Here is a 19,416-nt window from a genome sequence, read left to right on the forward strand (position 1 = left end):
GAAGTGCGTGTGTCTATAATTATAACGCAGCACGAGCACGGCCCATCTGCCCCAAATGGGCAAGCAATGCCAGCCTTCGCTGCAACAATCGTTGTTGTTCGGCAAAACTATCGTCGGAAAGCTCGGTTTCAGCGCGTTTTGTTGCTTCAAAAAGTGCTTCTTCCACTGCTGGAAGTTCAACCAGCAGCGATACAGCTTCGGCCAATTCATCCGCCGCTTTCTCGCTGATGCCGGTCAAAAAGCCGAATCGCATTCCGGCATAGTCCTGTGCCGACGGCGACCGAAGTCCCCGCTCTGCCAATATGGGTTCCAGGCCCGCAGTTTCAAGCGTTTGGCCACTATCTGCCATTGTGAGCAAAGCATCCAGCAGCGCTGCGGTCGCGCGATCTTCGGGCTGAAGGCGCACAAGTGATTCGGCGTGGCGTGCAATCTGGTCGGGATGTCGAATCAGCCCTGCCAGTACAGCTGCCAGAAGCGTTATGCTTGGGCCGTTGCCGATCTTGAGCATTTTGGCCTTGTCATCGGCACCCAGGGGCAGGGGGGCGGGCTTCCATGGCCCTTTGCCCTGATTCCGGCGCGTTTGCCCCCCTTGGCGCGGTTGAAACGGCGGACGCTCTTTGCGCGCAAACGCCAGTTCACCGAATCGCTCGGTCAATTCGCGGCGGTAAAGCGATTTGATGTCCGGGTGCTGGATTGTCTCGCAATGAGCCAGCAGCCTTGCTTTCAACCCGGCCTTGTCCTCGGGCGTGGCGAGGGGGAGGGCATCGCGCTCAACTTGCCACAGCACATCGACAAGGCTGCGCGCATCATCAAGCAGTGCTTCCATTGCTTGCGGCCCATCACGCTTCACCACATCATCGGGGTCCATGCCTTTGGGCAGGGTGGTGATGCGCAAACTGTGTCCGGGGCGCAGCATCGGTAAGGCGCGGGTGATGGCGCGCATTGCGGCACGCTGCCCCGCTGCATCGCCATCGAAACACAGTGTTGGCGTTTCCACCAATCGCCACAACCGTTCGATCTGGTGCTCGGTCAGGGCCGTGCCAAGCGGAGCAACAGCCTCACCAATGCCCGCAGCGGCCAATGCCACCACGTCCATATAGCCTTCGACGACGACGACACGACCAGACTGGCGCGATGCGGGCGCGGCGCGGTGCAGGTTGTAAACCGTGCGGCCTTTGTCGAACAACGGCGTATCGGGTGAGTTTAAATACTTCGGTGCATCCGTCTTCTCCGCAGACAATATACGCCCGCCAAATGCAATCACCCGCCCACGTGGATCTAGGATGGGCAGCATCAATCGCCCGCGAAACCGATCGTACGGGTCTTTTCCTTCTACCACGATCCGCAAACCCGCTTCGATCAGCATGGCATCGGAGAATGCCGACAGTGCCTCTTTCAGGGCGGTGCGGCTATCGGGTGCAAAGCCGAAGCCGAATTCGCGCACCATATTTTGCGGAAAACCGCGCGAGGCAAGATAGCGCCGCGCCTCGGCCCCGCGCTCTTCGGCCAGGCAATTGACGAAGAACGTCTGGGCCGCCGCCATGACGTCATGCAGGGATTTCTGCTGTTCAGCCACTTTGGCGGCACGCGGATCGGGCGCGGGCACTTCCATGCCTGCTTGCAGCGCCAGTTCCTTGACCGCCTCCATGAAAGGCAGGCCCTGATGGTCGGTCATCCAGCGGATCACATCACCATGCGCGCCGCAACCAAAGCAGTGGTAAAAGCCCTTCTCGTCATTGATCGTGAAGCTGGGCGATTTCTCGTTGTGAAACGGGCAACACGCCTTGAACTCGCGCCCCGCCTTGGTCACACGAATGCTCCGCCCGATCACGCCTGAAAGCGAGATCCGGTTGCGCAGTTCGTCCATCCATTGCGGGGTGAGGGTCATGGTTCCGCCCCTTTGCACCCAACTCCGTTCGTGTCGAGCGAAGTCGAGACACGCTCACGTGGAGGACGTGCGAAGTGCGACAGGAGTTTCCAATCCCCGCCGATCAACGCCTCTTTCTTCGCCCGTGACCATTTGCCAACCTGCATTTCACAAGTGAGTGCCTCATAGCGCGTGGCGAAAGTTTCGCTCCAAACCAAAGTGACTGGCCGACGCTTCGAGGTGAACCCGCCAAAGCCGCCATGCACATGCTCTGCAATCCGACGTTCGAGATTATCAGTGTGGCCCGTGTAATACTTCCCATCGGCGCAGCGCAGGATGTAAGTCCAGAAGGCCATCGCATCGAACCTCGGCTTAAGGTGTCTCGACTACGCTCGACACGAACGGGGAAGGGGCAAATCAAAACGAGAAATCAATTTATCCCAAAGTCCGTTCGTGTCGAGCGAAGTCGAGACACCTATCGCCCAACCCCTCCCGCAGGCGGGAGGGGAGTTAACTGACGCTCACCCCGCCAGCGCGGCTTTCACCAGTCCGCTGGCCTTGCTCATATCCAGTTGCGTGCCGTGTTTGGCCTTCAATGCCGCCACAACCTTGCCCATGTCCTTCATGCCCGCTGCGCCCGTCTCGGCGATCAACGCAGCAATCGCGGTGCGGGTGTCGTCCTCGCTCATTTGCTGGGGCAAAAATTCCTCGATCACGGCAAGCTCGGCCTTTTCCACATCGGCCAGTTCTTGGCGGCCGCCTGCTTCATACATGGTGATCGATTCGCGGCGCTGCTTGGCCATTTTCTGCAAAACGTCGGTCACCAGTACATCATCGTCGGGCACCACAGCGGCGGTGCGCAATTCGATGTCCTTGTCCTTCAGCTTGGAAAGGATCAGGCGGACAGCGGCGAGGCGGGGCTTGTCGCCCGATTTCATCGAAGAAATTTGCGCGGCCTTGATGGTTTCGCGGATCATGTGGAATTGTTTCCTGTGTCGGTCATTATGTGAATGGGGCCGCCGCCATGCGACGTTTTGCCCATGTAGGGGAAACTTTTGGAAATCGCTAGGTTGACGCGTGCGGGACAGAGGTCTAACCGCCGCCCCTTAGCAACATCGCCAAAACCCCTGCCAACGGAGCGCCCCCAATCATGGCCGACCCCGCACTTTCGCACGCGTCCAAACCAGAAGGCGCGACGGGAGTCCTCGTACTGGCTGACGGGTCTGTGGCATGGGGACGTGGCTTTGGCGCAACCGGTACTGCGGTGGGTGAAGTTTGCTTCAACACCGCGATGACCGGCTATCAGGAAGTGATGACCGATCCTTCCTATGCGGGCCAAGTTGTCACCTTCACATTCCCCCACATCGGCAATGTCGGCACCAATCCCGAAGACATGGAAAGCCACGGCGTACCGGGTGCAGTGGGCTGCTTGGTCCGCGAAGATGTGACCGATCCCGCCAACTTCCGCAGCGCAGGTGGTTTTCAGGCGTGGATGGAAAAGCTCGGCAAGGTCGGCATCGCAGGGCTTGATACTCGCGCGCTGACCCGCCGCATCCGCCTTTCGGGCGCTCCCAACGCGGTGATCGCGCATGATCCCAAGGGCGAATTCGATATCCCCGCGCTGATCGAACGCGCGCGCAACTGGCCCGGTCTTGAAGGCATGGACCTTGCCCGCGTGGTCAGCCGCGATGCGCAAGAGGTCTGGGAAGGCTCCATATGGCATCTTGGCAAAGGGTTTGGCCGGTCCTCGCGTGACACGCGCAAGCATGTTGTCGCCATCGATTACGGCGCTAAGGACAATATCTTCCGCAATCTGGTGAAGGCGGGCGCAAGCGTTACGGTTGTTCCGGCGCAAACCTCGCTCGAAACGATCCTCGGACTCAAGCCGGATGGCGTGTTCCTGTCCAACGGGCCGGGCGATCCAGCGGCGACCGGCGCTTATGCCGTGCCGGTGATCCAGAAGCTGCTTGAAATGGACATGCCGGTTTTCGGCATCTGCCTCGGCCACCAGATGCTGGCGCTCGCCGCCGGTGCCCGCACCACCAAGATGCACCAGGGCCACCGCGGCGCGAACCATCCGGTGAAGCGCATGGCCGACGGCGTGGTAGAAATCACCTCGATGAACCACGGCTTCGCAGTGGACAACTCCCCCGGCGCGCTGGGCGACAACGTGATCGAAACGCATATGTCGCTGTTCGATGGCTCAAACTGTGGGATTGCGGTGAAGGGCAAGCGTGCGTTCGGGGTGCAGTATCACCCCGAGGCTTCGCCGGGACCGCAGGACAGCTTCTACCTGTTCGAGAAGTTTATAGCGTCGCTCGGCTGAGCGATTGATCCAGAGTATTCCCTCTTCCGGCGCAAGCGATATGCGACGGGGGCTGAAACACGAGAGCGATAATGCCCAAACGCACTGACATCTCCTCGATCCTGATCATCGGCGCCGGGCCGATCATCATTGGCCAGGCTTGCGAGTTCGATTATTCGGGCACGCAGGCGGTGAAAGCTCTCAAGGAAGAGGGTTATCGCATCATTCTGGTCAATTCGAACCCCGCGACGATCATGACCGATCCGGACATGGCGCACGCGACCTATGTCGAGCCGATCACGCCCGAGGTGGTCGCCAAGATCATCGAGAAGGAGCGCCCCGATGCGCTGCTGCCGACGATGGGCGGGCAGACCGCGCTGAACACCGCGCTGGCGCTGTTCAACGATGGTACGCTGGCCAAGTATGGCGTGCAGATGATCGGCGCGGATGCCGATGCGATTGACAAGGCCGAGGACCGCCAGCGGTTCCGCGATGCGATGGACAAGATCGGGCTGGAATCGGCGCGTTCGGGCGTTGCGCATTCGGTGGAAGAGGCGCTTGCCATTCTGGAGCGCACCGGACTGCCATCGATCATTCGCCCTAGCTTTACCATGGGCGGCACCGGCGGCGGCATCGCCTATAACAAGGACGAATTCGTCAAGATCGTGAAGGGCGGCCTTGAAGCATCGCCTACCACCGAGGTGCTGATCGATGAATCGCTGCTCGGGTGGAAAGAGTACGAGATGGAGGTTGTCCGCGACAAGAACGACAACTGCATCATCATCTGCTCCATCGAAAACGTCGATCCGATGGGCGTCCATACCGGAGATTCCATCACCGTCGCCCCAGCGCTGACGCTGACCGACAAGGAATACCAGATCATGCGCAACGCCAGCATCGCGGTGCTGCGCGAGATCGGTGTGGAAACTGGCGGATCGAACGTGCAGTTCGCGGTGAACCCCGCTGATGGCCGCATGATCGTGATCGAGATGAACCCGCGCGTGTCGCGTTCATCGGCGCTGGCATCGAAGGCCACCGGCTTCCCGATTGCCAAAGTCGCGGCCAAGCTGGCGGTTGGTTACACGCTCGACGAGATCATGAACGACATCACCGGTGCTACGCCTGCGGCGTTCGAACCGACGCTCGATTATGTCGTGACCAAGATCCCGCGCTTTGCCTTTGAAAAGTTCAAGGGCGCGGACAACAATCTTGGCACCGCTATGAAGTCGGTCGGCGAAGTGATGGCGATTGGCCGCAACTTCAAGGAATCGATGCAGAAGGCGCTGCGCGGCCTTGAGACGGGGCTTGATGGCTTCAACCGCGTCGTGGAACTGGAGGGCGCGAGCCGGGACCAGATCATCGCAGCGCTGAGCAAGGCGACGCCGGATCGCATTCTGGCGATTGCGCAGGCGTTCCGCGAGGGCTTCAAAGTTGATGAAGTACATGCAGTGACAAAGTATGAACCTTGGTTCCTGCGCCAGATCGCCGAAATCATAGACGAAGAAAAAGTCATACAAAGCAACGGCTTGCCCAATGATGCGGCCGGTTTGCGCCGGTTGAAGGCGATGGGCTTTTCTGACAAGCGCTTGGCCACTCTGGCGGTGCGTTCGGTGGGCGTTGCAGGCGGCCTTGGCGAAACCCAAGCCAAGCGGTCCGGCCTGTTGCATGATGTATTGAACGCGATGGCCGGTGCCACCAGCGAGGACGAAGTGCGCGCGCTGCGGCACAAGCTGGGCGTGCGTCCGGTGTTCAAGCGCATCGATAGCTGTGCGGCTGAGTTCGAGGCCGTAACCCCTTATATGTATTCGACATATGAGAGCGGGCTGTTTGCCAATGTCGGTGATGGTGGCCCGGAAAATGAATCCGCGCCCACGAACGCCAAAAAGATCGTCATTCTTGGTGGTGGTCCGAACCGGATCGGGCAGGGGATCGAGTTCGACTATTGCTGCTGCCATGCGTGTTATGCGCTGGGAGACGCCGGGTTCGAAACGATCATGGTCAACTGCAATCCCGAGACGGTTTCGACCGATTACGACACTTCGGACCGGCTCTATTTCGAGCCGCTGACCGCCGAAGACGTGCTTGAAATCCTTGAACTGGAGCGGTCGAACGGGGAACTTGTGGGCGTGATCGTGCAGTTTGGTGGCCAGACGCCGCTGAAGCTGGCGCAAGCGCTTCAGGACGCGGGCATTCCGATCCTTGGCACATCGCCGGATTCGATTGACCTTGCCGAAGACCGTGAGCGTTTTGCCGCGCTGGTTAACAAGCTGGGCCTGAAGCAGCCGATGAATGGCATTGCGCGCAGCCGCGATGAAGCTGTGGCGGTTGCCAGCCGCATCGGTTACCCAGTGCTGATCCGCCCGAGCTATGTGCTGGGTGGCCGCGCGATGGAAATCGTCGACAGCCTTGCGCAACTGGATGATTACATCGCCACCGCCGTGAAGGTTTCGGGCGATAGCCCCGTGCTGATCGACCAGTATCTGCGCGATGCGATTGAATGCGATGTTGATGCCCTGGCCGATGGTGACGAGGTTACCGTTGCAGGCGTGATGCAGCATATCGAAGAAGCAGGCATCCATTCGGGCGACAGCGCCTGCACATTGCCGCCGTATAGCCTGCCTGCCGACATTATCGCCGAGATGGAGCGACAGGCCATTCTGCTGGCGCGGGGTTTGAATGTGCGCGGGTTGATGAACATCCAGTTCGCGATCAAGGACGGCGAGGTTTACCTCATCGAAGTAAACCCGCGCGCCAGCCGCACGGTGCCGTTCGTGGCCAAGGCGATTGGTCAGCCGATTGCCAAGTTTGCCGCGCGGATCATGGCGGGCGAAAAGCTTGCCAATCTGCCTGCGATCAAACGCGAGATCGATTACATGGCAGTCAAGGAAGCTGTGTTCCCGTTCGCGCGCTTCCCTGGCATCGATCCTGTGCTGTCACCGGAAATGAAATCAACCGGCGAAGTGATGGGCATCGATAGCAGCTTTGCGGTGGCTTTTGCCAAATCGCAGCTGGGTGCCGGCGTGAAACTGCCACAAGGCGGCACGGTGTTCGTCTCGGTGAAGGATTCGGACAAGGCGATGGTCTTGCCAGCGGTGCGCAAGTTGATCACGCTGGGCTTCAGGATTGTGGCCACCGGCGGGACCGCGCGTTACCTGGCAGATGCGGGCGTGAACGTAGAGCGCGTGAACAAAGTGGCGGAAGGCCGGCCGCATATTGTTGACCGGATCAGCGATGATGACATCGCGCTGATCTTCAACACGACCGAAGGTTGGCAAAGCCACAAGGATTCAGCATCGATCCGCGCTTCGGCACTGAATGCACGGGTTCCATCGTTCACGACTGCCGCCGCTTCGGTTGCTGCAGTAGAAGCGATTGAAGCTATGCGCGCTGCCGAACTTGAAGTGCGGTCATTGCAAGACTATTATAGCTGAACCCCAAAGCTTCCAGGGGGGGATGTACCCCGGTATCGTGGCACTGAAGGGCTGGCCCGACGCATACGGCGCAGGCCAGCGAGGATAGTTTTTCTCTGCACGCCAGTTGGCGGGCAGGGGGCAGATTGAGAAAGAGATTTGAGCGATGGCGAGTGTGGAAAAGCTGCCGATGCTTGCAGCAGGCTATGAACGCCTGACAGCAGAGCTGAAAGCGCTGCGTGAAGAGCGCCCCCTGATCGTTGATGCCATCGAAGAAGCCCGCGCGCATGGCGATCTTTCGGAAAATGCCGAATATCACGCCGCGAAAGAGCGTCAGGGCCAGGTTGAAGCATCGATTGGCGATCTTGAGGATCGGGTAAGCCGCGCGCAGATTATTGATCCGGCAACGCTTTCGGGCGACAAGATCATCTTCGGTGCAACGGTGACGTTGCTTGATGAAGATGAAAAGCCGGTCCGTTACCAGATCGTCGGTCCTTATGAGGCGGACGCCAAAAACGGCATGATCAGTTACAACTCGCCGCTGGGCAAAGCGCTGATCGGCCGCAAGGTTGACGAGGAAATCGAAGTTACCGTGCCTGCGGGTGACAAGTTCTATCTGGTGCAGAAGATCGAATTTATTTGATCCCGATTTTACCGATATGGGTAACACGATTTTGCGTTATGAAAACGCACGCGTTGTAAACCCACTTCCAGCCCCTCCCTTAAAAAGGGGGCGCGAGACTTATCCCGCGTAAAAAATCTGGCATTTATCCCCTTCGGCAACGTAAGCCCTTAATCCCGTCACCCCGGACTTGATCCGGGGTCCATCTCTCAACGAGCACCGGCGGTTTGGACGGAGAGATGGACCCTGAAACAAGTTCAGGGTGACGAAATAGGGCCGACGTATGCAAAGGGGATATACGGCCAAAAAAGCACAGGGCTAATCGGTCTGGCTGCCCTATTTTGAGAGCGGGGCCTAGGTCTGGTTCATGGCAAGCTGCGTTTACAAAGACGGTTGATATCAAAAAGGCCCCGGAGCGATCCGGGGCCTTTTTTGTATTCTGGTCAGGCTGCTGGCAGATCAGGCTCAAGCAGCTTGTGCATGTGCACGATGACATAACGCATTTCGGCATCATCAACCGTGCGCTGCGCGGCGCTGCGCCATGCGTCTTCAGCAGTGGCGTAGTCGGGAAACACTCCGACGAGATCAATCGCCTTGAGATCAACGAAATCGAGGCCTTGCGGGTCTTTTACCCGCCCGCCCATTACAAGGTGCAACTTCTGCATTGGCGATGTTCCTTTGGGGAGGATAAGCTTTTGCCCATACAAAAAGATAGGTTTAAAGCAAGTCGACCAATGTCGTATTTCTGCTTAGCTGGCGAGGTTGCGTCGGCCGAGTTCACGCGTAGGACAAAGTCTGCGGTGGGCAACTGCCATACTCTCGACGCCACTCCACCGTCACCCCGGCCTTGTGATCCGGGGTCCTGCCTTTTTTCGCGCAGAGACCGCCAAGCGCGCAGAGATGTGGTGATTTGATGCCCTGTCAAAAAACCTACCAGCGGTTTGTGATCATCTGCTTTTCTGCGCGAAGTGTCTCTGCGGCCTCTGCGCGAACCACTTATCTTGCCGCACGCGACAAAGAAAAGCCTGACCCCGGATCAAGTCCGGGGCGACGATAAGGGGAGGGGCGATAAAGGGGGCGGTTGATTTTCGGGCGTTGGTTGATTGTGCTGGATGGCGGGAAGTGGACCAAGCGCTTGCCTCTGTAGGGGCCGAGGGTTGGGAGAGGGGGCCACGCGGCACACCCCTCTCAACTCCGGCTAGGCAGCACGCTGCCACGCCTGCGTATCTCTCCCCTGAAGGGGAGAGAGCAAGGGCACAATTAGTGCTTTATGCGCGCTGCCAGTTCGGTCATTTTGCGGATCGCGATTTCGCTGGCTTCAATCGCAGCAGCGCGGGCGACGTCGGCCAGATCGTTTGCCTTGCGCCGCGCATCGCCGCTGGTTTCAGCAATCCGGCCACCGACGTTGCCGCCAACATCGGCCAGTTTGCTTCCGGCTTCTTCGACTTTGTGCAGGCCCTCGCGGCCAACTTCGGCAGCTTTCGTGGCGTAATCAACCGCGAATTTTCCGGCTACAGTTGCAAGACCCGCAGCGCTTTTCCGGAAGCGGCCCGATGATGGAAGCGCCTTTGCAATCAGAGCGCCGAGCAGGATGCCTGCGGCGAGCGAGGCGACCGGATGTTCGACGATCAGGGACTTGACGGTTTCAACAGGGCGCGCGTTGCCGGTCCGTTCAGCGAGGCGGGCCTTGGCAGCGTCGACTTTGTCGCGCAGGTCGGTCTTTTCGGCGGGGGTGCTGTCGTTCATTTCGGTCTTTGGCATTTCAATCTCCGGAGCGGACAGCATCGCGCGCTTTGGCGGCCAGATCGATCAGCGGTCCCCGCAGGAACCAGCCGGTCAATGCGGCCACTATCGCGCCGATGACAGCCTTGTTTTCGTTCGCGACATCGCGGACGGTATCGATCATCTGGGCGGCTTCATCGATGGCGCGTTCCTTGATCCGCGCAGGCGAGGATTCCGCTTTGGCAAGGTCGAGGTCGGCCCGGACAATGCCGAGCGCTTCGTCACGCAGGGCGCGCGCGGCCGCAATAGTGCGAGGATCGCTCATGGTGCCTTGTCCCCGCCCAGAAGGCCTGCCTTGGCAGTGCCCATTCGCTTTACAGCTTTGAACAGGCACAAAGCTGTCAAGGCAAGCAGAGTCCCGCCAACTATGGCCAAAGCGCCCCAGACGCCGACATAAAATGCCAGCGCAAGAAGCAGTCCAACGACGAATGCCAGCAGTGTGAAAAAGCCGAAGGCGAGGCCTAAAACCAATAAAAGCGCAATGACTTTTGCTTCGCCCAAGCCAAACGTGGCCTGTGCTTTGCGATAAGCAATTTCTGCTTCAAGCAACGTCTGGCCATCCTCGATCAGCGCGCGAATAGCGTCACCGACCGAGGATACTTTTGCCTCATCCGTTACAGGCACGGGGTTCTCGATATCAGCCATCAGACCGCAATCGTCGCTTCGGCGCAAACCGTCAGTCGTCCGATCCGCCCGACAGCATCTTTGCGATGGCGAAACCGGCAACTGCAGCAATACCGATGGCAATGCCGGGGCTTTTCTGGACGAATTCCTTCACGTCGTTGCCCAGTTCGCCAAAATCCTTGGATTCAAGCTTGGCGGCTGTTTCCTGGATGGAACGTGCGGCGGTGCGGGCATAATCGCCATATTGGACGCCAAGCTTGTTATCGATGGTGCCGGCATTGTCAGAAATGACCTTGCCCAGTGTGCTCAGTGCATCGCTGGCCTTGGCCTTGCCTTCGACGGCAAGCGTTGCGCTCAATTCCTTGGCCTGGTCTGCATATACTTTGGCTTCGCCAACCCAATCGGTGGCGGTTTCGCTGACCTTAGCCTTGTATGCGGCGCCCTTGTCGATGGCTTCGCCTTTGAGCGCTTCAGCGCCAGCCTTGGCTTCTTCGATGGCTTTGGTGAAGCGGCCCTTGGCGCTCACCGTGTCGTTTGCGTCCGGCAGTGCTGTATCGGTCGTGACAGTGTCTGTGGGGGTCAAAGTCGTGTCGGCCATGGTATGTTCCCTTCAGCATGTCGTGCGGTTGTTGCCGCTACGATATGGGCGGTTTGTGTCATCTTGCTAGACCCTATAGCACAAAGGCAACGGGTTTGATGCTGTTCTGCAGATTCGGATACCAACGCGGCTTGCCTGTCTGGGTTCCAAACGATAGGGCCGCGCCAGACCTTGGCGTATAAGATTCTTATGCAAGTTTCTTTGGCGCCGCCCTGCAGGGAGCACCCGATGACCGCAATCCTTGACATCCACGCGCGTGAGATCCTCGACAGCCGTGGCAACCCCACTGTCGAAGTCGATATTTTGCTGGAGGACGGCAGCTTTGGCCGCGCCGCTGTGCCATCGGGCGCATCGACGGGCGCGCATGAAGCCGTTGAATTGCGCGACGGCGACAAGGCCCGCTATCTGGGCAAGGGCGTGACCAAGGCTGTCACTGCGGTCAATTCCGACATTGCCGAGGCCATCGTCGGCATGGACGCAGAAGACCAGCGCGACATCGATCTGGCGATGATCGAACTGGACGGGACCGAAAACAAGAGCCGTCTTGGCGCAAATGCGATCCTGGGTACGAGCCTTGCCATTGCCAAAGCGGCGGCTGATGCGCGCGGACTGCCGCTGTACAGCTATGTCGGCGGCGTTTCGGCGCACGTTCTGCCGGTGCCGATGATGAACATCATCAATGGCGGCGAACATGCTGATAACCCCATCGATTTTCAGGAATTCATGATCATGCCGGTGGGCGCGCCGACGCTGACCGAAGCTGTGCGTTGGGGCGCTGAAGTGTTCCACACGTTGAAGAAGGGCCTGCACGAGAAGGGGTTGGCAACTGCAGTGGGTGACGAGGGTGGCTTTGCGCCGAACCTTGCCAGCACGCGCGATGCGCTGGATTTCGTGATGACCTCGATTGAAAAGGCCGGGTTCAAGCCGGGCGAGGACATGATGATCGCGCTTGATTGCGCGGCCACCGAATTCTTCAAGAACGGCAAGTACGAAATCAGCGGCGAGGGGCTGTCGCTTTCGCCCGACGCCATGGCGGATTATCTGGCCGCGCTGTGCGATGCCTATCCGATCATCTCGATTGAAGACGGCATGAGCGAAGATGACTTTGAAGGCTGGGCTGCGCTTACCGCCAAGGTTGGCAAGCGCGTGCAACTGGTTGGAGACGATCTGTTCGTGACCAATCCGAAGCGATTGACGATGGGCATCGGCAAGGGCCTTGCCAATTCGCTGCTGGTGAAAGTCAACCAGATCGGCACGCTGACAGAAACGCTGGAAGCAGTGAGCATTGCACAGCGCAATGGCTATACGGCCGTGATGTCGCACCGTTCGGGTGAAACCGAAGATGCGACGATTGCCGATCTGGCGGTTGCTACCAACTGCGGTCAGATCAAGACAGGCTCGCTTGCCCGGTCTGACCGGCTTGCCAAGTACAACCAGTTGATCCGCATCGAGGAAGAACTGGGCAGTTCGGCGCGGTATGCCGGCAAGGCCGCATTTGGCCGCTTGGGTGCCTGAGCCCAAGCGCGTTGAAGCAGTTGCGTTAAAATGAAAAGGGCGGCTCTGACGGGCCGCCCTTTTTCGTTGGAGGATCAGTTGGCCATGCGCAATGCAGGCGGCTCGATCTCTTCATCCTGCCGCATGTTTCCGGCGACATTGCTGAAATAGGTGATCATCTTTTCATAGCCGTCTGCCGAAAGCCGGACGAAGACCCGGCGGGCATCGGCGGCGTCATTTTCACGGACAATGAGACCTTTGTCTTCAAGGACGGTCAACCAGCGCAGCGCGGTTGTGACAGGGACGGCTGCGCCAATGCAGGCGCTGGTGACGGGAAGGCGTTTGCGTTCCTTGGCGGCAATGAACAGATCAAGCATGATGTCCCATGCCGGCTCGCCAAACAGGGTTTGATCGGCAAAAATCTCGCTTCTGCGGCGGCGTTCGCGATAGCTTGACCGGGCGACTTCTGCCCAAGCCGGGCTGTCTTTTGCGCTGAACGGGGTGTTTTGATCAACCAAAACAGGGCCATCCTCGTTAAGCTCAAGCTCATGTGCGATGGCAAGCAATTCGTTGGCGGCAGCAATTAGCCTGCGTGCCTTGGCCCGTAGCTGGTTATGGCTCATCCGATGACACCCCGTTGGCTCCCGGAATGACGATCCCCTTCGTCAATCCACAGATAGCATTCTGCCAACCTAAGTCGTTTAACTATTCGGTTATATACTAAGTAAAGGTACTTAGTCAGGGATTTAATGGCGCGGAATACGAGGTAATTGTTGCCTGAAGCAGCAGAAGCCTCTGATTATTATTTAAAATATCGAAAAGCATATTGGTTCATTCTGTAATGAACTTGCTTCATAGTCGATCTTGTTTTGCAATTGTCCGCTTGTCTTGACCAAGAACAGGTCGCGCGTTCCGGCAAATATGTCCGATCATGAGGTGGGTGGCAGTGGCCTGGTGCCGCAAACCAACAATCGATTGCATATTTCGAATCGGCTTGGAGTCGCGCCTTCCTATCTGAATTTGTGCATGACGGGCTGGCTCCGGGGCTCAAATCGGGGTGTGCGGCCACAATTGTCGTCAATCAGGGACGAACCTTCCGTTACGGAATGGCATATTTTTAATTAACCGATTGACAAAGTTGCGCTCCCGTTATGTTCTGATGTCTGCGTGACCCGCGATAAACGACGGGCACCGCTGGAGAGAGGTCTGACTTATGAGGGGCAAGCTTTCCCTGTTGGTTGGCGTGTGCGTAACCGCCATTTCGTCGCCTGCTATTGGACAAACTGCCGACGATAGTATCGGCTTTCAAGAAATCATTGTTACAGCGCAGCGTCAGGCACAATCACTTCAGGCGGTGCCAATTGCGGTTTCGGCATTTTCGGCAGAGAACCTCGATAAGCAGCAAATCCAGAATTCGTCCGACTTGCAGCTTTCCCTGCCAAACGTCACTTTTACCAAAACCAACTTCACGTCATCCAGCTTCACCATTCGCGGTATTGGTGATTTGTGCGTAGGCGTTTCCTGCGATGCGGCGACTGGCATCCACTTGAATGACATGCCCATGGTCGCCAGCCGTTTGTTCGAAACCGAGTTCTTCGACCTTGAGCGAATTGAAGTGTTGCGCGGGCCGCAGGGGACCTTGTTCGGTCGCAACGCCACATCGGGCGTGGTCAATATCATCACCGCGCGCCCTGATTTGTCAGGCTTTGGTGCTTCGGGTGATGTCGATTACGGCAAATACAATTCGGTCCGTGTACGCGGCATGGTCAACGCGCCGCTTTCCGAAACACTCGGAATTCGCCTGGCCGGCATGTATAACAAACGTGATGGCTATACTTATAACATAGGCACCAAGAGTCGCATCGATGGACGCGACATGTACGCCCTGCGTGGATCGCTGCGCTGGGAACCGAGTGCAAACACGACTGTCGATCTGTCTGCCTACTATTTCCGCGAGAACGACAACCGCAGTCGCGTGCAGAAGCAATTGTGCCATCGCGATCCGACCGGCGTTCTGGGCTGTCTGCCCGACAAGTTGGCCAACGAATCTCCAAATGGCGATGCCACGCTGGCATCGTTGCTATCGTCGCGTGAATTCTTCGGGATCGCGGTTTCCCCCACTTTTGCAGCGCTCGGCCTTGGCAGCATCTACGGCGATGACGGCGATGGCTTTCTGGGTTCGGTAAACCCCGGCGACGTCCGGACGGTCAACGTCGATTATCTGCCCACCTATTTCGCCGAAGAAGAAGTGTATCAGGGCAAATTGCAGCAATCACTGGGCGACAAGTTCACGCTGAACGTAACGGCGGGCTATTCCCGCAACACTGTTCGCAGCCGTACCGATTATAACCTGTCAACGCAGCGCGCGATTTCCGGAAGCCCCGGCTTGTTCGCGCTGGCCGCATTCGCCGCCAACCCTGCAACCGCATTCGCATTTGCGCCAATAGCGGCCCGGCTGATCCCCAATGGCCCGACCGGGAATGTTTGCCAGTCTGACATCGATTATAACAACGTGGGTGTTTTCGGAGCAAACGCGCAGCCGCTCTGCGCGCGCACTTCGCTTGATCTGGATGAATCGAGCCAATCCTACAAACAGTATGCCGCCGAGGCACACATCGACTCCGATTTCGACGGGATGTTTAATTTCCTGATCGGCGCCAATTATCTGCGCGGTGAGACCACCAATAACAGCTACTTCGTCAATTCGTTCGGGCTTGATTACGCCGCCGGTATTCTGGGGGCAGCAGCGGCTGCTTCCGGTGCGACGGGGGGCAGGGCGGTTTTTCGTGCATCGCCATTCTTCCGCAGCAACACCGATCGCGGATTGCTGAACAGCTATGGCATTTTTGGTGAAACCTACTTCCAGTTCAATGATAAGCTGAAGCTGACGCTGGGCCTGCGGTACAACCATGACAAGAAGACCACGCGTGCCCGCACAACCCTGCTCAGCAACGGCTTGTCGAGCGAATTTGCCAGCGGCGGTGCAATTCTGGCACCGGTTGGCGCCAACACGCTGGAAGATGCGCTCAACATTGCCACAGCCGACTTCGACAAGGGCCTTGCCGGTGTGCAGGCGTTTCAGGAACGCTCTGTCAGCTTTGGCCGGATGACCGGACGTGCGGTGCTTGATTACCAGATCAGCCCGGATAACCTCGTCTATGTGTCCTATTCGCGCGGGTACAAATCGGGCGGGATCAACCCGCCGCTGTCGGTCGGTTCGGTCAATGACATCTTCAAGCCCGAAACGGTCGATGCGTTTGAAATCGGTTCCAAGAACCGCTTTGGTGCGTTGCAGCTAAACCTCTCGGCGTTTTACTATCGCTACAAGGACTTGCAACTCAGCCGGATCACGGCCCGCACGTCCGTCAACGATAATATCGATGCCAATATCTATGGCCTTGAAGCCGAGGCAATCATGGCACCTGCGCGCAATCTTCTGGTCAATCTTTCAGCCAGTTACCTTAAGACCAAGGTGGTCGGCGACCAGTTCTTTGTCGATACGCGCGATGTTTCCGCAGGGCGATCCGACACTGTGATCATCAAGGATATCACGCTGGGTTCGAACTGTGCGGTTACAGGGGTGAATGCCGCTGCGGCCAATGCCTTTGTCAACACCATCAACGGCGGCGTGGGCTTGCGCCCGGCAACGCCCATTCCCGGCACGAATACGACTGGTGCGTTTTCGATCTGTGGTGTGCTGGCGCAACAAGCAGCTGCGGTGGGAAGCGCATTTGGCGGTATCCGCGTCAGTTCGGGTATCGAGCGCAACGTACGGGGCAACCAGTTGCCACAAGCGCCCGAGTTCAAATGGTCTGCCGGTATTCAATACACTTTGGAAGCAGGAGAGATGTCAATCGTTCCCAGGTTTGACATCAATTACACCGGCGAAAGCTATGGTACGATCTTCAATGGCAGCATCAACCGCATCAAGGGTTTTGCGGTGATGAATGCCCAGATCCAGTTGAATGGACGGGATGACCGCTGGTTCCTGCGTGGCTACATCCAGAATATTGCCAACAACAACGCAACGACCGGCCTTTACGTGACTGACCAATCATCGGGCTTGTTCACCAACATCTTCACGCTTGAACCGCGCCGCTATGGCGTGATGGCAGGCTTCAAGTTCTGACCTGCATAACAAATGAAAAATGCGCGCCGGGGCCAAAAGCTCCGGCGCTTTTTTGTGCGGGTGCAATAGAAGTGGTGGACGCACTTGGGCTCGAACCAAGGACCCGCTGATTAAGAGCGATGATCAGTGGGTCCTAGACCGTCCACTTGGGTCCAGAAGTGGCGGAATTCTGCGATTCATGGTCCGCATAGTTCTTGATATGTTCGCCTGTATCCAGTACAAAAAGCTACCTAAGGTAGCAGGTACATATGACGAACAAAGTTGGTTTGACGGACGCGCGGATTGCGGGGCTGAAGGCTCCGGCGACAGGACAGATGGAGCTTGCCGACGGCATCGTTCCCGGCCTCCGCCTTCGCATGGGCGCAAGCGGTATCAAGACATACATCTTGCGCAAGCGCGTTCAAGGCAAATGGTTGAACGTCACGATCGGCCGACACAGTCCAAATTTCACTCTTGCCAACGCGCGACGGAAGGCACGCGACCTCCTCGTCGATGTAGAGCAAGGCAAAAACATCGCCAGGAAGGCAGGAGCAAAGCGAAAGGGGACTAAAGGCGTAGGGACGGTTGCTGAGCTCTACGAGATCTATCTGACTCAGCAGATCGAGGGCAAGAAGCGCAGCGCCAAGGAGTTCGATCGGGTCTTCCGGAAATATATTGAACCGGAGATCGGAGACCGGCTCGCCGACTCCATCACGAGAACCGACGTGAGCCGTTTCGTCGAGAAGATCGCGTTTGAGCGAGGAAAAGAAACTCTAACGATGGCGCGCATCGTTTTTCGCCATCTCTCCACCTTCTACGTTTGGGCGCTCACCCGGCTAGAGCACTTGCCAGCCAATCCATGTCGAGACGCATGGCGACCGAAACGAAGTGAACCGCGTGACCGTGTTCTAAGCGATCGAGAGCTTGCAGCTTTGTGGCAAGCCGCTGCTGAGGATGGCTCTCCATTTGGTCATCTCGTGCAAATGCTGATCCTTACCGCTCAGCGCCGCGGTGAAGTTCTCGAAGCGACCTGCGACGAGTTCGATTTCAAGACGAAGGTATGGACTGTGCCGGGAGACAGAGCGAAAAACGGGAAGGCGAATGTGGTGCCGCTATCGGCTCAGGCCCTCACGATTGCCAATGCGATCTTCTCGGCAGCGGGTATCGATCCTGACGAAGCCCACAAGCAGTCCAAGCTTCTTCTGGCATCCAGGGTCACCCCCTCAAACAGTATAAGTGGCCTGCCAAAGGCCTGGAAGCGGATCCGGGCAAGCGTGGACGAGAAACTGGGCTATGAAACGGGCCATTTCACGATGCATGACATTCGGCGCACGGTGGCGACGGGACTGCAAAGGCTTGGCATCCCGCTGGTTGTCTCGGAAGCCGTACTGAATCATCAGTCTGGGTCGGCGAAAGGCGGCGTTGCGGGCGTTTATCATCGTCATCAATATACGAACGAGAAACGAGAAGCTCTGGCGATCTGGGGCAGGGAGGTCCTACAGCTTGTCGCAAAGCATCAGCCCAAGGAGGATCTGAAGTAGTCAAAAGGCAAGGTGATTCAGATTATTCCGAATTTGCATTTTCCGTGGGAATTCCAACCCAATCGGCGCGCAAACGATCCAGTCCCTCAGGAATACCTTCAACTAGAACCCGTCCACCGATCAAGTGATCGACGTCCTGGTCTGCCTCAAGTACCCATAGTTCTCCTTGCTCGGTGGTCAGGTTCAAACCGCGCCGCCCTCGGCTCAGTGTTCCAGACACGCGCATTCGCCCACGAATCAACTTTGCGCTCCTTTCTCAATTTCGCCAGTAGCTCAGGACATTGCGGACGTATGCCGGTGTCTCGCCATTGCGCGGTATTCCCCCAGACTTCTCCACGGCACCGGGTCCGGCGTTGTAAGCGGCCACTGCAAGGTGAACCACACCAAACTTGTCGAGCATCTGCCGCAAGTAACGTGCGGCTCCCAAGAGGTTTTCCTTCGGGTTGAAGCGGTTCGAAACACCGAGATCACGCGCCGTGCCAGGCATCAGCTGCCCAAGGCCAGCCGCTCCAGCTCGGCTGATGGCAACAGGATTGTACCGGGATTCGGTCCAGATGAGCGCATCGAGCAACCCTGAAGGCAGAGAAAATTGTGCCTCAGCGGCATAGACGTGCGGCAGGTACACTGCCCGCCTGAAGCTTGTTCCTCCTTTGCCGGCGCTTGGGTTCGGCCTGGGGGCGTAGAATGCGTTAGGTCCGGTAGGTGGAGCAACAGCAAGGGCCTGTTCGCCTGCCGGGGCTTTCCACACTCCATGCGTTACCAGTTGAAACCCGTCGGGCCTTTGTTCCATGCGAAAGCCCATGGTTTGCAGTTCCTGGTTTTCGAGAGCATCAGTGATTCGCTCTTGGGAAAACGCAGGTTGCCCGCTGCATACGCAGGCTGCCACCATAGCCAAGCCGCCTAATTTCAGTCTCATCGTCGATTCCTTCGCTAGCCGAATCGATAGAGAACATATAAAGAACATATGTTGTAGGAAAACGCATTGTAATGGGCGCAGAGCGGAGGCTGCGCGGTGGAGGCATGTTGGACTGGAGATAGCCCATGCCCCGTACCCGAGTGCCGGAA

At 57.9% G+C, this 19,416-nt stretch carries 17 protein-coding genes; 6 read left to right on the forward strand and 11 right to left on the reverse strand.

Annotation, left to right across the window (positions count from 1 at the left end; all coding sequences use genetic code 11):
* Window positions 1-19: 19 nt before the first annotated feature.
* From dnaG to B7Y89_RS01445, 3 genes are all read right to left on the reverse strand, one after another.
* Window positions 20-1,888: a DNA primase gene (dnaG, locus tag B7Y89_RS01435; protein ID WP_292935016.1), complete on the reverse strand. Its 1,869-nt coding sequence runs from the start codon at window positions 1,886-1,888 to the stop codon at window positions 20-22.
* Entirely contained in the window at window positions 1,885-2,223 is a 339-nt protein-coding gene (locus tag B7Y89_RS01440) for a GIY-YIG nuclease family protein (protein WP_292935018.1), read from the reverse strand. Before B7Y89_RS01440 ends, dnaG begins: the two co-directional genes overlap by 4 nt.
* 165 nt (window positions 2,224-2,388) lie before the next feature.
* Window positions 2,389-2,844 (reverse strand): GatB/YqeY domain-containing protein, encoded by a 456-nt coding sequence (locus tag B7Y89_RS01445; protein ID WP_292935019.1) that lies wholly within the window; start codon window positions 2,842-2,844, stop codon window positions 2,389-2,391.
* A 173-nt stretch (window positions 2,845-3,017) separates the two neighbouring features.
* Here B7Y89_RS01445 and carA point away from each other — a divergent pair, with 173 nt between their 5' ends.
* The 3 genes from carA to greA all read left to right on the forward strand — a co-directional run bounded on the left by carA (window position 3,018) and on the right by greA (window position 8,225).
* The gene (carA, locus tag B7Y89_RS01450) at window positions 3,018-4,193 is read left to right on the forward strand and encodes a glutamine-hydrolyzing carbamoyl-phosphate synthase small subunit (protein WP_292935020.1); all 1,176 of its coding nucleotides are present in this window, start codon (window positions 3,018-3,020) and stop codon (window positions 4,191-4,193) included.
* A 71-nt stretch (window positions 4,194-4,264) separates the two neighbouring features.
* Window positions 4,265-7,603 (forward strand): carbamoyl-phosphate synthase large subunit, encoded by a 3,339-nt coding sequence (gene carB / locus B7Y89_RS01455; protein ID WP_292935022.1) that lies wholly within the window; start codon window positions 4,265-4,267, stop codon window positions 7,601-7,603.
* Window positions 7,604-7,748: 145 nt separating this feature from the next.
* Entirely contained in the window at window positions 7,749-8,225 is a 477-nt protein-coding gene (greA, locus tag B7Y89_RS01460; protein WP_054109562.1) for a transcription elongation factor GreA, read from the forward strand.
* A gap of 422 nt (window positions 8,226-8,647) precedes the next feature.
* On the opposite strand, the gene B7Y89_RS01465 is transcribed toward greA, so the two are convergent.
* From B7Y89_RS01465 to B7Y89_RS01485, 5 genes are all read right to left on the reverse strand, one after another.
* A complete protein-coding gene (locus B7Y89_RS01465; protein WP_292935025.1) occupies window positions 8,648-8,869 on the reverse strand; it encodes a DUF4170 domain-containing protein in 222 nt (73 codons plus the stop codon).
* A gap of 595 nt (window positions 8,870-9,464) precedes the next feature.
* Complete coding sequence (locus B7Y89_RS01470) at window positions 9,465-9,965, reverse strand: hypothetical protein (protein ID WP_292935027.1); 501 nt, start codon at window positions 9,963-9,965, stop codon at window positions 9,465-9,467.
* A gap of 1 nt (window position 9,966) precedes the next feature.
* Window positions 9,967-10,251 carry a hypothetical protein gene (locus tag B7Y89_RS01475; RefSeq protein WP_292935029.1) on the reverse strand — a complete coding sequence of 95 codons (285 nt, stop codon included), beginning with the start codon at window positions 10,249-10,251 and terminating at the stop codon, window positions 9,967-9,969.
* Window positions 10,248-10,631: a phage holin family protein gene (locus B7Y89_RS01480; RefSeq protein ID WP_292935031.1), complete on the reverse strand. Its 384-nt coding sequence runs from the start codon at window positions 10,629-10,631 to the stop codon at window positions 10,248-10,250. Before B7Y89_RS01480 ends, B7Y89_RS01475 begins: the two co-directional genes overlap by 4 nt.
* A gap of 31 nt (window positions 10,632-10,662) precedes the next feature.
* Window positions 10,663-11,208, reverse strand: a complete 546-nt coding sequence (locus B7Y89_RS01485; RefSeq protein WP_292935032.1) for a hypothetical protein — start codon at window positions 11,206-11,208, stop codon at window positions 10,663-10,665.
* Window positions 11,209-11,436: 228 nt separating this feature from the next.
* Between B7Y89_RS01485 and eno the strand changes: the two genes are divergently transcribed.
* Complete coding sequence (gene eno / locus B7Y89_RS01490) at window positions 11,437-12,723, forward strand: phosphopyruvate hydratase (RefSeq protein WP_292935034.1); 1,287 nt, start codon at window positions 11,437-11,439, stop codon at window positions 12,721-12,723.
* A gap of 74 nt (window positions 12,724-12,797) precedes the next feature.
* Here eno and B7Y89_RS01495 read toward each other — a convergent pair whose 3' ends face one another.
* Window positions 12,798-13,325, reverse strand: coding sequence for a MarR family transcriptional regulator (locus B7Y89_RS01495; protein WP_292935035.1), 528 nt, complete (start codon window positions 13,323-13,325; stop codon window positions 12,798-12,800).
* A gap of 590 nt (window positions 13,326-13,915) precedes the next feature.
* On the opposite strand from B7Y89_RS01495, the gene B7Y89_RS01500 reads away from it, so the two are divergent.
* Window positions 13,916-16,831: a TonB-dependent receptor gene (locus tag B7Y89_RS01500; protein ID WP_292935037.1), complete on the forward strand. Its 2,916-nt coding sequence runs from the start codon at window positions 13,916-13,918 to the stop codon at window positions 16,829-16,831.
* Between the two features lie 248 nt (window positions 16,832-17,079).
* Window positions 17,080-18,351, forward strand: coding sequence for a site-specific integrase (locus B7Y89_RS01505; protein ID WP_292935039.1), 1,272 nt, complete (start codon window positions 17,080-17,082; stop codon window positions 18,349-18,351).
* A gap of 22 nt (window positions 18,352-18,373) precedes the next feature.
* Here B7Y89_RS01505 and B7Y89_RS01510 read toward each other — a convergent pair whose 3' ends face one another.
* Together B7Y89_RS01510 and B7Y89_RS01515 are read right to left on the reverse strand one after the other, a co-directional pair.
* The gene (locus tag B7Y89_RS01510) at window positions 18,374-18,577 is read right to left on the reverse strand and encodes a DUF5818 domain-containing protein (protein WP_292935041.1); all 204 of its coding nucleotides are present in this window, start codon (window positions 18,575-18,577) and stop codon (window positions 18,374-18,376) included.
* Window positions 18,578-18,607: 30 nt separating this feature from the next.
* Complete coding sequence (locus B7Y89_RS01515) at window positions 18,608-19,153, reverse strand: lytic transglycosylase domain-containing protein (protein WP_292935069.1); 546 nt, start codon at window positions 19,151-19,153, stop codon at window positions 18,608-18,610.
* Window positions 19,154-19,416 lie beyond the last annotated feature (263 nt).

Source organism: Novosphingobium sp. 32-60-15, assembly GCF_002280675.1.
Classification (GTDB): Bacteria; Pseudomonadota; Alphaproteobacteria; order Sphingomonadales; family Sphingomonadaceae; genus Novosphingobium.

Bases quoted from the DNA above. Each gene is read 5' to 3' on its own strand.
- dnaG (WP_292935016.1), bottom strand. From the start codon at position 1,888: ATGACCCTCACCCCGCAATGGATGGACGAACTGCGCAACCGGATCTCG.
- B7Y89_RS01440 (WP_292935018.1), bottom strand. From the start codon at position 2,223: ATGGCCTTCTGGACTTACATCCTGCGCTGCGCCGATGGGAAGTATTAC.
- B7Y89_RS01445 (WP_292935019.1), bottom strand. From the start codon at position 2,844: ATGATCCGCGAAACCATCAAGGCCGCGCAAATTTCTTCGATGAAATCG.
- carA (WP_292935020.1), top strand. From the start codon at position 3,018: ATGGCCGACCCCGCACTTTCGCACGCGTCCAAACCAGAAGGCGCGACG.
- carB (WP_292935022.1), top strand. From the start codon at position 4,265: ATGCCCAAACGCACTGACATCTCCTCGATCCTGATCATCGGCGCCGGG.
- greA (WP_054109562.1), top strand. From the start codon at position 7,749: ATGGCGAGTGTGGAAAAGCTGCCGATGCTTGCAGCAGGCTATGAACGC.
- B7Y89_RS01465 (WP_292935025.1), bottom strand. From the start codon at position 8,869: ATGCAGAAGTTGCACCTTGTAATGGGCGGGCGGGTAAAAGACCCGCAA.
- B7Y89_RS01470 (WP_292935027.1), bottom strand. From the start codon at position 9,965: ATGCCAAAGACCGAAATGAACGACAGCACCCCCGCCGAAAAGACCGAC.
- B7Y89_RS01475 (WP_292935029.1), bottom strand. From the start codon at position 10,251: ATGAGCGATCCTCGCACTATTGCGGCCGCGCGCGCCCTGCGTGACGAA.
- B7Y89_RS01480 (WP_292935031.1), bottom strand. From the start codon at position 10,631: ATGGCTGATATCGAGAACCCCGTGCCTGTAACGGATGAGGCAAAAGTA.
- B7Y89_RS01485 (WP_292935032.1), bottom strand. From the start codon at position 11,208: ATGGCCGACACGACTTTGACCCCCACAGACACTGTCACGACCGATACA.
- eno (WP_292935034.1), top strand. From the start codon at position 11,437: ATGACCGCAATCCTTGACATCCACGCGCGTGAGATCCTCGACAGCCGT.
- B7Y89_RS01495 (WP_292935035.1), bottom strand. From the start codon at position 13,325: ATGAGCCATAACCAGCTACGGGCCAAGGCACGCAGGCTAATTGCTGCC.
- B7Y89_RS01500 (WP_292935037.1), top strand. From the start codon at position 13,916: ATGAGGGGCAAGCTTTCCCTGTTGGTTGGCGTGTGCGTAACCGCCATT.
- B7Y89_RS01505 (WP_292935039.1), top strand. From the start codon at position 17,080: ATGACGAACAAAGTTGGTTTGACGGACGCGCGGATTGCGGGGCTGAAG.
- B7Y89_RS01510 (WP_292935041.1), bottom strand. From the start codon at position 18,577: ATGCGCGTGTCTGGAACACTGAGCCGAGGGCGGCGCGGTTTGAACCTG.
- B7Y89_RS01515 (WP_292935069.1), bottom strand. From the start codon at position 19,153: ATGGGCTTTCGCATGGAACAAAGGCCCGACGGGTTTCAACTGGTAACG.